The organism is Promicromonospora noduliphila (genome assembly GCF_056951025.1).
Genome location: NZ_CM167806.1, coordinates 5,074,498 through 5,086,027, shown reverse-complemented (window position 1 = coordinate 5,086,027; position 11,530 = coordinate 5,074,498). Strand labels below are relative to the sequence as shown.

Here is an 11,530-nt window from a genome sequence, read left to right as displayed (position 1 = left end):
GCCGGGAGGGCCGCTGACCTTGGTCGGCGGCCCTCCGACGTGCAGAAGTGGTCCCCGGTCAGGGCTGATGCCCCGTGAGCTGTGCGGCCACGGTCCGCGCACCGACCCGGAGGATCCCCAGGTGACCGTAGTCTCCAACCCGCTGCCGCCGTCCGGCGGGCCGGTGGGTCTGGGCAGCATGGCGGGCGGGCAGCCCGTGCCGAGTGCCGTCGCGCCGCCCGCGACGAGCCGGGTCCCGGCCGCGCGGACCTCCGGGCGCATCCCGGAGCTGCACGGGCTGCGCGGGCTGGCGCTCGCCCTGGTCGTCGCGTTCCACCTGTTCGGCAACGGCCGGGTGTCCGGCGGCGTCGACGTCTTCCTGGTCCTGTCCGGGTTCCTGGCCACCGGTTCGCTGCTGCGCCGCGCCGAGCGCCGCGAGCTGCGCCTGGGCGAGCACTACGGGCGCACGTTCTCCCGGCTCGTGCCGCCGGCCCTGCTCGTGCTCGTCGCGACCGCCGCCCTCGCCTGGTGGGTCATGCCGCGGGGCATCTGGGTACAGACCGGCCGGGAGATCCTCGCCTCGGCGCTGTACTACGTGAACTGGGAGATGATCGCGGGCCAGCTCGCCTACGGCGCGGCCGGCCCGCAGACCAGCCCGCTGCAGCACTTCTGGTCCATGTCCGTGCAGGGCCAGTTCTTCCTGGCCTGGCCGGTGGTGGTGCTGGTCGTCGTGGCGACGGCGCGGCTGGTGCGGATCAGCCCCCGCGGCCTGCTCATCGTGGTGGTCGGCGCCACCACGGCGGCGTCGTTCGTCTACGCCCAGGAACTGCACGCCGTGGACCAGCCGGTCGCGTACTTCCACTCCTGGGCGCGGTTCTGGGAGCTGGGCATCGGCGGCTTCCTCGCCCTGACGCTGCCCTGGCTGCGGCTGCCCAGCTTCCTGCGGCCCGTGCTGGGCTGGGCCGGCCTCGGCCTGGTGGTCTCCAGCGGTTTCCTGCTCGACGGCGGCGCCCTGTTCCCCGGTCAGTGGGCCCTGTGGCCGGTGTCGGGCGCGCTGCTCGTGCTGCTGGGCTCCGGCGGGCGCGCCGGCTGGGGGCCGCGGGGCCTGCTGCAGGTGGCGCCGCTGCGCTTCATCGCGGACATCTCCTACTCCCTGTACCTGTGGCACTGGCCGCTGCTCATCGCGTACCTGCACTACACGGGCACCGACCACGTGGACCTGTTCGGTGCGGCGGTGATCATGACCGCCTCGGTGCTCCTGGCATGGCTCACCACCAAGCTCGTTGCCGACCCGGCGCAGCGGTTCCGCGAGGCGTTCGGCGGGGTGCGCGCGCTGGTGGCCGCCGTCGTCTGCGTGTCGCTCGTCGCGGGCGGCACCGTGGCCGGGCTGATCGTGCTGGAGCGGCGGGACGCCGAGCTGCTCGCCGCCGCAGAGGCGGCGGCCGAGCAGGCGGGCCCGTCCCAGTACCCGGGGGCGCTCGCCCTCAGCCCGAGCCACCGGCAGCCCGTGCCGGACGACGTCGAGGTCCAGCCGGCGCCCGCCGTGGCGGCGCTCGACCTGCCCGACGTCGACGACGACGGCTGCATCCAGGAGAACGTCGTGACGCCGGGCACCGACGTCCCCATGACGTGCACCATCACCGACGCGCCGGACGCGGGCCAGACGGTGGTCATGGTGGGCGACTCGCACATCATCCAGTGGGTGCCGGCGATGGCGGAGGTGGGCCGCAAGGAGGGCTGGCGGGTGCTGCTGATGGCCCGGCGCGGCTGCCGCCTCGCCGCCCCGGTCGGCCCGGTGAACACCACCGACATGTGCTGGTCGTGGCGCGTCAACGTGCTCGAGACCCTGGAGCAGATGCGGCCGGACGCCGTGGTGGTGGTCGGCAGCCGCACCTCGACGACCGCCCCTGGCGACACCGTGATCCCGGCGGAGTCGCGCGCCTGGCGGCGGCTGGCCGGCGCAGGCATCCGGGTGGTGACCCTGCGGGACAACCCCCGGTTCGGGTTCCAGGTGCCCGCGTGCGTGGAGCAGCATCCCGACGGCACCGGCTGTGCGCGGGCCCGGGCGGACGTGTACTCGCCCGTCAACCCGGTCGAGGACAGCGAGGGGGTGCCGGCCTCGGCCGTGCACCTCGACCTGACCCGGTTCATCTGCGGGGTGCAGCTCTGCGAGGGCGTGGTCGGCAACGTGCTGATCTACCGCGACGACAACCACATGACCGCCACCTACGCGGCCACCCTCGCCCGCCCGCTGCACTACGCGCTGCGGGCGAGGGCGCCGTGGCTGTTCGTGGACCCCATGGAGGCCCCGGCGGTACGCACCCGGTTCTAGGGTGCGTACCGGTTCGAGCTAGCGGGTCACCGCGTCCAGGGCGTCGGTGATGCCGTCGCCGTAGAAGCTGTTCTCCGCGAGCCCGCCCACGCAGGCCGGGCCGGCCGTCGTCGTGCCGCACTCGTGGTCGTCGGCCTGGGCGCGGACGGCGGCCTCGAGCTGGGCGGGCGACCAGCGCGGGTGGGTCGACTTCAGGAGCGCCAGCACGCCTGCGACGTGCGGGGACGCCATCGAGGTGCCGCTCTTGGTGTCCCACGTGCCGTTGAGCTCGGTCGAGACGATGGCGCTGCCGGGGGCTGCGACGTCGATCTTGCCGAGGCCCCGGTTGGAGAACGAGCTCAGGGCCGTGGTGGACGTGATGGACGAGACCGTCACGACGCCGTCCAGCTCAGCGGGGATGTCCTCGCAGCCCGAGTTGATCACGCGCTGCACCGCCGTCGAGTCGTTCGGGCTGGCCGCGTCGGTCGTGTTGTTCGCCAGGTCGGTGGCGGCGTTGCCCGCCGCCGCCGCGTGCACCACGCCGCGCTTCGTCGCGAAGTTCACGGCACGGCGCACGGCCTCCTTGGCGGCGTACTGGTCGGGCTGGTCCTCGCACCAGTACATGAACGGGTCCACGTAGTACGAGTTGTTCGTGACGTCCATGTGCTGCATGCCCGCCCAGACGAAGCCGCAGACCGCGTACTCGGGGTAGATGAACCCGTCGTCGTTCACCACCTTGACCGAGGCCATCCGGACGCCCGGGGCCACGCCCACGATGCCGAGGCCGTTGTCGGCGGCGGCGATCGTGCCGGCCACGTGCGTGCCGTGGTCGGAGGTGGTGGGCAGCCAGCCGGTCGCCGACAGGTCCGGCCGGCCGGCGTCGGTGCAGTTCACCGACTGGTCGGCGGCGACCTGGCTCGCCAGGTCCGGGTGCGACGCGTCGATCCCCGAGTCGAGCACGCCCACGACGACGTCGGACGAGCCGGGATTGACCGCGAGGGACTGGTCGGCCTTGATCATGGCCATGTCCCACTGCGTCGCCTCCCCCGGGTCGGGCACCACGGTGACGCCGGTGCCGTCCGCCGGCTCGTCGGCCCCGTCGCCAGGGGTCTCCTTGGTCGCCCTGCCCACGACCGTCTCGCTCGCCCGGACGCCGTCGGCGCTCTGGGCGCCAGGCGTGCCCTCGGTGGGCGAGACGGTGCGGGTGGCGCCGACGGAGTCGATGACACCGACCCGGTCGGCCGCGACCACGTCGTCGCGGAACGAGCCGTTGGCCGAGTGCGCGACGACGACGCCGATCTGCGGCCACGCCTGCACGACGACGCCGTCGGCCCGCGTGATCGCCCGGACGGCGAGGAGCGTGTCGCGGACGCCGCTGCGCTCCGTGTTCACGACGTACGAGAACAGGGCGCCGTCAGGGGTGACGATCGGGACGGGGGTGGACTCCGGCTCGTCGGCCGCGTACCCGGCGGCGGTGCCGAGCGCGGTCAGCGCGAGCGTCGTCGCCGTGGCGACGGCGAGTGCTCGCCGGGAGGGGGAGATGCGCATGGTTCACTCTCCTGTGGGTCAACGGGTCCCCGTGCGGGACCCGTAGGGCAACCTACGCGTCCTGTCGAAGATTGCCATCACCCCCGCACATGTGAAACCGAGGCGAAACCAGAAGTTTTCGCCCCACGGCTCCGCTGTGGGACAGTGGACCGTCCTTGCCCCCGAGACGAAGAGCGCGACACGCCCATGACGGCAACGACGACCGTACCCGCCGCCACTCCGGACCGGGCACCCGAGGAACCGGTCCGCCCCCGCAAGTTCCGCCCCGAGGTCCAGGCACTGCGTGCCCTCGCCGTGCTCCTCGTGCTCGTCTACCACATCGATCCCGCCGTCCTCCCGGGCGGCTACATCGGCGTCGACGTGTTCTTCGTGATCTCGGGCTTCCTCATCACTGGCCACCTGTGGCGCGAGGCGTCGAGCACCGGGCGGGTGAGCCTCAAGAAGTTCTGGGCCGCCCGCGCCCGGCGCATCCTGCCCGCCTCACTGGTCACCACGGTCGGCATCATCGTGATCGCGCTCGTCCTGCTCCCGCCGTCCCTGGTGGAGTCCTGGTGGCGGCAGGCGCTGGCCTCCGTGCTCTACGTCGAGAACTGGGCGCTCGCGGCCGAGGCGGTCGACTACCAGGCGGCCACCAACAACCCGACAGCCTTCCAGCACTTCTGGTCGCTCGGCGTGGAGGAGCAGTTCTACCTGGTGTGGCCGCTGCTCGTGCTGCTGGCGATCGGGCTGTGGGGCGGGGCGCGCCGCGGCGTCGTCGTCAAGAACCCCGCGACGCTGCGGGTCGTCCTGCTGGTGATCTTCGGCGCCGTCGGCGTCGCCTCGCTGGCCTGGGGCATCCAGCAGTCGCTGAGCGGCGACCCGGTGGCGTACTACTCGACGCTGACCCGGGTCTGGGAGCTCGCCGCCGGCGGCATCCTGGCGCTGCTGATCCGGGACACGCAGCGGTTCGCGCCGCTGCGCAACACGCTCGCCGTGTTCGGCGTCGCCACGATCGTCGCGGCGGCGTGCCTCCTCGACGACGGCACGCCGTTCCCCGGGGTTGCCGCGCTCGCGCCGACCCTCGGCGCGTGTGCCGTGATCCTGGCGGGCCGCACGTCGGGTCCAGGGTCGCTGCGGACCATCACCGAGTCGTGGGGCGTGCAGCGCGTGGGCGACATCTCCTACTCGCTCTACCTCTGGCACTTCCCGGTGATCGTGTTCTTCGGCGTCTACACGGGCCGGGAGCCGCGGCTCACCGACGTCTTCGTCATCCTCATCGCCTCGTTCGCGATGGCCATCGCGAGCTACGTGCTCGTGGAGCAGCCCATCCGCACCTCGCGCTGGTTCCGGGTCGACGCGCGGATGCTGTGGGCGGCCCTCGTCGCGATGGCGCTGGTGGCCGGGCTCACGCTCGCGCTGCCGTGGCGGGTCCAGGGCACCATCGAGCGCTGGGACGACAACGCGCAGGCCGCCGCCGGCGAGGCGGAGGAGACCATCCAGGAGGGGATCCAGCGGGACTTCGCGCCGTTCGTCGACGGGAGCACGGCCATCTCGCCCAACCCGATCAAGGCGGCCGACGACAAGAACCCCGAGGTCAACGCGTGCCAGGCGGCGCAGCGGGCCACGGTGACGACGATGTGCGAGTTCGGCGTGACCGACAACCCGTCGGCGACGCTCGCCGTCGTCGGCGACTCGCACGCCGCGATGTTCACCGAGCCGATCACCGAGATCGCCACGGAGCGCGGCTGGCGCGTGGTCACCTACCTGCACTCCGCGTGCCCGTACAGCGCGGACTCGCGCAACGGCAGCAGCCCGGAGATCGACGCGTGCAACACCGCCAACGTGCAGACCCGCGCCGAGCTGGCCGAGCTCGCGCCCGACGTGGTGGTCACCACCTACCAGGAGTCGTACGCGCTCGCGCCGCGCGACGCCGAGGAGCATCCTGGCGCGGCCGGCCTCGCCGAGGTGTGGAACGAGCTCGCCGACCGGGGCGCGCAGGTGGTCGTGCTGCGGGACACGCCGCACGCGCGGGACGACGTCATCGAGTGCGTCACCGAGAACTACGCCGACCCCACGGTCTGCGACCAGCCGCGCGCGGACGCCCTGGGCGGCCGCGACACCGTACCGGCCGCGCTGGAGGCGGCGCCCCGGGCCAAGGTCGCCGAGTTCGCCGACTACTTCTGCGACCAGGAGACCTGCCCGGCGGTGATCGGGAACGTGCTGGTGTACCGCGACCCGAACCACGTGACCCGCACCTACATGAACCAGCTCACCGACCGGCTCCGGAACGTGCTGCCGGAGCTGCCCTGACTGTCGTCCGTGAATGATCGGCGTGGGGGCCGGCGGCGGGCGGTCGAACCGAAGGTTGTGTGTCCTCATGGGCGCTGATCGACGTGTGTCTTGCGGTTCGGCGGCTCTATCCACGCACAAGTTGCGGTTCGGCGAGTGTGGCGGTCTGACCCGCTCGTTCTGCGGATCGGGCAGAGCGGACATATGCTGCCAGACATGTGGTCGGTGCGTCGGCGGCGGCCCGGTTCCAAGGTGGACCGGGCGCGGGCCGGTGCCCGGCACGAGCGCCGCTGGGCCGGCGGGCTGCTGGCGGTCGCGCTGCTGCTCCCGGCTGTGCCGGCCACCGGCGCGCCGTCGGGCACCATCGCGCCGTCGGGCACCATCGCGCAGTCCGGCACCATCGCGCAGTCCGGCACCATCGCGCAGTCCGGCACCATCGCGCAGTCCGGCACCATCGCGCAGTCCGGCACCATCGCGCAGTCCGGCACGGTGAGCGAGGCCGCGGCGTCCGCTCCGCTCACCAGGGCGTCCGCTCCGCTCACCGGGGCGTCCGCTCCTCTCGCCGCGGCCTCCGCTCCGCTCGTTGCGGCGGCCCGGGCGAGCGACCTCACGGCCGGTGTGGCCGAGCGGCGGCTGCGCAAGGGCGAGACGTTCTGGGTGTTCGGCCGGCTGACCGTGGGTGGTTCCGCGGCACCGGGCCGCACCGTCGTCGTGCAGAAGAAGCGGCCGAACGCGGCGGGCTGGCGCACCGTGGGCACGGACACCACCAACCGGTCCGGACGGTACGGCGTGCGGCTCCGGGCCGGCGGCGTCTACGAGTACCGGGCCATCTACCGGGGGTCGGCGACGGCACGCGCGTCGTGGACGCCCCGGGTCGGCGTGCGGCTCACCACGGCCGACCGGTCCATGACGTCCCGCGCCGGGCAGCTGGGTGTCGCGCTAGGCAGCCCGACGTCGGGCGTCCGGCAGGTGACCCGGTCCGTCGTCTCGCGCTCGTACCAGAACGGGATCCTCGTGAAGGTGAACCGGTCGGGCCGCGTGCGCACGTGGTGGGTGCACGGCGGCGTCCTGCGCGAGTACCGGCACCTCGGCGGTGCCACGGGCCGCCTGGGCGCGCCCGTCATGGACCCGCTGTGCGGCCTGGCCCGCGGCGGCTGCGTGCAGCGGTTCGCGGGCGGCACCCTGTACACCAACGCCGACGGCGACGAGGCGGTCACCGGACTGACCGGCGTCCGGGGCGAGGTGGTCGCCGCCGCACGCTCCCAGGTGGGCTACGCGGTGCGGTACGACGGCGACAACGGCGCCCGCTACGACTGGCACAGCAAGTACAACGTCTGGGCGCGCACCAACGCGCCGTGGTGCGGCCTGTTCCAGTCCTGGTTCTTCAAGGCGTCGGGGCACGCGACCCTCGTGCCGCAGTCGACCACCTGGACCGCGTACCGCGACGCCGTCCGCCGCACCCGGCCCACGGGCTCGACGCCGCGCGTGGGGGCGCTGGCGTTCGTCTCGTACGTCGCGTCGGGCGAGGCGTCGCACACGATGTTCGTGGTGCAGGTCGATCGCTCGCGGATCAAGGTGGTCGACGGCAACACCGGGGGCGGCGTGCTCCCGTCGGGTGTGCGCGGCGTCGTCGAGCACTGGGTGCCCGAGTCGCAGGTGCTCTACTACGCGTACCCGCGGTACTGACGAGACCGCGAGCCCAGCCGCTCCAGCACGCCGGCCACGAGGCAGCTCGCCGCGAGGATCGCGACGGTGACGGCGGCGCCGAGGGCCATCGACCGCGCCCAGCCGAGCTCGGGCGTCTGGAGCGCGTCCGTGACGAACGGGTGCAGCAGGTACACGTACAGCGAGTGCCTGCCGACCGTGCGCAGCCCCTCGCCGACGACCGGCAGGGTGGTGCGCAGGCCGTCGCGGAGTGCGGGCACGCACAGGGACGCCCCGAGCGAGAGCACGGTGAACGCGGCGACGCTCCACCAGGGGCCCGCGCCGTCGGACGTGAAGACCCAGCTCCGCAGGGCCAGGCCGACCGCGACCACGGGCAGGACCCACCACAGGCCGAACCGCGGGAACCAGCCGTTGCGCACGGCGACGCCGAGCAGCACCCACACGAAGTACCCGGCGTACCTGGCGTCGACGTTGTCCAGGACGACCGGGGGAACCAGCTCCTTGAGCGGTGTCTGGAACAGCAGCGCGCCGACGACGGCGGCCACGCCGAGCGCCGCCCGAGCCGCGACCGAGCGGTTCAGCGGGCCGCCGAGCAGGCGCAGCACCAGCACGCTCAGGAACAGCATCGGCACGTACCAGAGGTGGAACGACGGGCGCAGGAACAGCACCTCGAGGAGCGACCGCACGCTGCCGAACGCGTCGGGCTCCCGCACGGCCAGCCACAGCACGCTGACCACGAGCCAGGCGGCGATCATCCGCTTCCAGTAGTGGCGCAGCAGGTCGCCCCACGGCCGGGTGCCGAACCGGGCCATCGAGATCAGGTACCCGGACAGGAACAGGAACACCGGCATGTGGAAGCCGTAGATCATCCACTTGGTCCACGACTCGCCGATGCCCTGCCAGAACGTGTGCCCGAAGATCACGAGCACCATGAGGATGCCCTTGAGCTGGTCGGGTCCGGGGTCGTGCCGCGTGCTGGTCATCGCCGCAGAGGTTACCCGGCTCCGGCGGGCCGGCCCTCCTCGGCCTCGGGTCCGGCGCCGCTCGCCGCGCCGGTTCCGGCGGCCTGCCCCTCCTCGGCGGCCTGCTCCTCCCCGGCGTCCGGCCCGGCACGGTTCGCCGCGCCGGGCCCGGCGCCGGGCCCGGCGTCGTGCTGGTCGCTGTGCCGGTCGCCACGCCCGCCGTCGAACAGCCAGGGCGCGCTCGCCCGGAGCTGCCGGCCGATGACGGGCGTGAGGCTGCGCACGTACGTGTTGGTCAGGTGGTCGTCGTCGCGGTAGACGAGCACGTTGCCGACCACGGCGTCGCACACCTCCGGGCCGCAGATGGCGTCGCTGAGGTCCAGGTGGACGGCGGTGCCAGGCACCCCGGGCGCCCTCGTCACGGGCGAGGTCGCGGCGAGCTGCTCCGCGCGGGGCCGTCCGCAGGCCGCCGGGTCGGCCACGCTGTCGAGGCACTCGGGCACGAACCGCTCGAAGCGCGGGTTGTCGCGCACGGTCACCACCCGGATCCCGGCGTCGTCCAGTACCCGCCACGCGTCGACCTGGCCCGGCAGGACCCGCTCGGGCGAGCCGTCCTCGTACGTCCGCGTGCCCACCACGACGACGGCGTCCGGGCGGGCCTCGACCAGCGCGGCCAGCGCCTGCTCGTTCCACGTGGCACACGTCGGCGTGAACTCCTTGCCCTCGCCCGACGTCGCCAGGCGGCAGCCGTGCTTGAGCACCTCGCGCAGCTCCCAGCCGTGCTCGCGGGCGAGCCGGACGAACGCCTCCTCGTACTGCTGCTCGTGCGAGGCTCCCGCGAGGTAGACGACGGCGGCCGGGTCGGGCGGGGCGATGACCGTGCACTGCAGCAGCCCGGACTCGTCACCGCTCTGGATGCAGCCCGGCCGGACGGGATGGTCGTTGTACGCGACCCACGTGGCGGGCCGGAACGGCACCTCCGGCAGCACGTCGGCGCGGGGCGCGGCGGCCGTGAGCGCGGCGGCGCCCGGGTGGTCGGGCGACGGCATGCGCAGCCCGGCGACGTCGTGCTGCACCGTCACGTCGTGCGCCGTGGCGGCGGCCTGGGTGCCGCCGAGGATCAGCACGGCGGCACCCGCCAGCACCGCGAAGGTCCGGCGGCCCGACGGCGTGGCGGGCCGGTGCGTCACGTCACCGGCCAGGTCGCCGGTGGGGCTCGTGACGCCGGATGCGGGGCCTGTGCCGGGCGTCGAGCCTGTGCCGGACGTGGGACCGTTCGCGGGGCCGTCCGCACGGACGAGGGCGCGGGTCGGGTTCTGGGCGGGCGTGCTGTCGTGGGCGGGGGCGGTGCCGCGGGCCGGTCGGTCTGCCGGCATGTGCCGGGCCGCCAGGCGGGCCGAGACGCGGGCGAGCAGCGGCTCGGCGATGTACCGCGTGGTGAGCCAGGCGAGGAGCGTCGACACCGCCAGGATCCCGGTGGCCGCGACCGGTCCCACGCCTTGGGTGCCCGTGGTCAGGAGCCAGAACACCAGGACCGGCCAGTGCCAGAGGTACAGGGCGTACGAGATGCGCGCGCCGAAGCGCAGGGGAGCGCTGTCGAGGAGGCGTTCGACGCCGCGGGTGGGCCCTCCGGTCGGCCCGGGGCTGACCGGAGTCCGCTTCGAGAACGGCCTTGGGCGCCGCTGAGGGCCGGATTCCGTACCTGAGGCCGTTCTCGAAGCGGACCGGGGGGCGCGGGCCGGGCCGGGAGCGATCTCGCCGTCCGGCACCCGCGAGCCGGGGACCGTGGCGAGCAGTACGAGGGCTGCCCCACCGACGGGGACGAGGGCCCAGACGCCGGGGAACACGCGGGCGCCGTCGACCAGGAAGCCGGAGCCGACGACCAGGGCGAGCCCGACCCACCCGGCCGGACCCCGCCATCCCGCCCAGCCCCGCCACCGTGCCCAGCCCGGCCGGCGCGCCGAGCCCCGCCACCGTGCCCAGCCCCGCCACCGTGCCCAGCCCGGCCGGCGCGCCGAGCCCCGCCACCGTGCCCAGCCCGGCCACCGTGCCCAGCCCGGCCGGCGCCGGCCGGACCGGAGCGCGAGCGCGAGCAGCGCGCCCGCGCCGATCTCCCAGAACCGGGTGAACGTGCTGAAGTACGCGACCGGCTGGTCCCAGGCGACCAGCCACAGCGCATAGCCGAACGACGTGAGGGTTAGCACGGCCGTCGCGGCGCCGACCAGGCGGGCGGGCGTCAGGCGGGTGCGGCGCGTCCGCATCTGGCGCTGCGCCACGACGGCGAGGCCCAGCACCACCAGCGGCCAGACGAGGAAGAACTGGCCCTGCACCGACAGCGACCAGAAGTGCTGCAGCGGGCTCGCGCCCGGGCCGGCCGCGCCGTACGCGAGCGAGGCGCGCACCAGCTCCCAGTTCTCCCAGAACGTGGCCGACGCGCCGACCTCCCGCAGCACCGACGACCAGCGCATGCGCGGCGCCAGCGTGAGCAGCGCGACCGTGACGGCGGCCAGGACCAGCACAGCGGCGGGCAGCAGCCGGGCGAGGATGCGCGCGTAGTGCGCGGACAGCCGCAGGGTGCCGCTCTCGGCCCGGCGCAGCAGCGTGCTCGTCGCGAAGTACCCGGACAGCAGCAGGAACACGTCCACGCCGCCCGAGACGCGCCCGTGGCCGAACAGGTGGAACGCGACCACGAGGGTCAGGGCGAGGCCGCGCAGTCCGTCGACGGCGCCGATACGCCGGGAGGGGGTGGCGCTCACGGGAGGGGACGCCGTCGCGGCGCCGGTGGCTGGCACCCGCC

Annotated in this window: 6 protein-coding genes; 3 read left to right on the top strand and 3 right to left on the bottom strand. The window is 73.9% G+C overall.

Going from position 1 to position 11,530, the window contains the following annotated elements; all coding sequences use genetic code 11:
* Positions 1-121 precede the first annotated feature (121 nt).
* Positions 122-2,311 (top strand): acyltransferase family protein, encoded by a 2,190-nt coding sequence (locus tag AC0QU1_RS22155; protein ID WP_483572489.1) that lies wholly within the window; start codon positions 122-124, stop codon positions 2,309-2,311.
* A gap of 18 nt (positions 2,312-2,329) precedes the next feature.
* Here the strand turns inward: AC0QU1_RS22155 and AC0QU1_RS22150 are convergent, their stop codons facing one another.
* Complete coding sequence (locus tag AC0QU1_RS22150; RefSeq protein WP_483572487.1) at positions 2,330-3,838, bottom strand: S8 family peptidase; 1,509 nt, start codon at positions 3,836-3,838, stop codon at positions 2,330-2,332.
* Between the two features lie 186 nt (positions 3,839-4,024).
* Here AC0QU1_RS22150 and AC0QU1_RS22145 point away from each other — a divergent pair, with 186 nt between their 5' ends.
* Positions 4,025-6,127, top strand: a complete 2,103-nt coding sequence (locus tag AC0QU1_RS22145) for an acyltransferase family protein (protein ID WP_483572486.1) — start codon at positions 4,025-4,027, stop codon at positions 6,125-6,127.
* Positions 6,128-6,322: 195 nt separating this feature from the next.
* Complete coding sequence (locus AC0QU1_RS22140) at positions 6,323-7,792, top strand: CHAP domain-containing protein (protein ID WP_483572484.1); 1,470 nt, start codon at positions 6,323-6,325, stop codon at positions 7,790-7,792.
* Here AC0QU1_RS22140 and AC0QU1_RS22135 read toward each other — a convergent pair.
* Positions 7,771-8,754, bottom strand: coding sequence for an acyltransferase family protein (locus AC0QU1_RS22135; protein WP_483572482.1), 984 nt, complete (start codon positions 8,752-8,754; stop codon positions 7,771-7,773). The genes AC0QU1_RS22140 and AC0QU1_RS22135 overlap by 22 nt on opposite strands.
* A gap of 11 nt (positions 8,755-8,765) precedes the next feature.
* Positions 8,766-11,525: an acyltransferase family protein gene (locus AC0QU1_RS22130; protein WP_483572480.1), complete on the bottom strand. Its 2,760-nt coding sequence runs from the start codon at positions 11,523-11,525 to the stop codon at positions 8,766-8,768.
* Between the last annotated feature and the right edge of the window lie 5 nt (positions 11,526-11,530).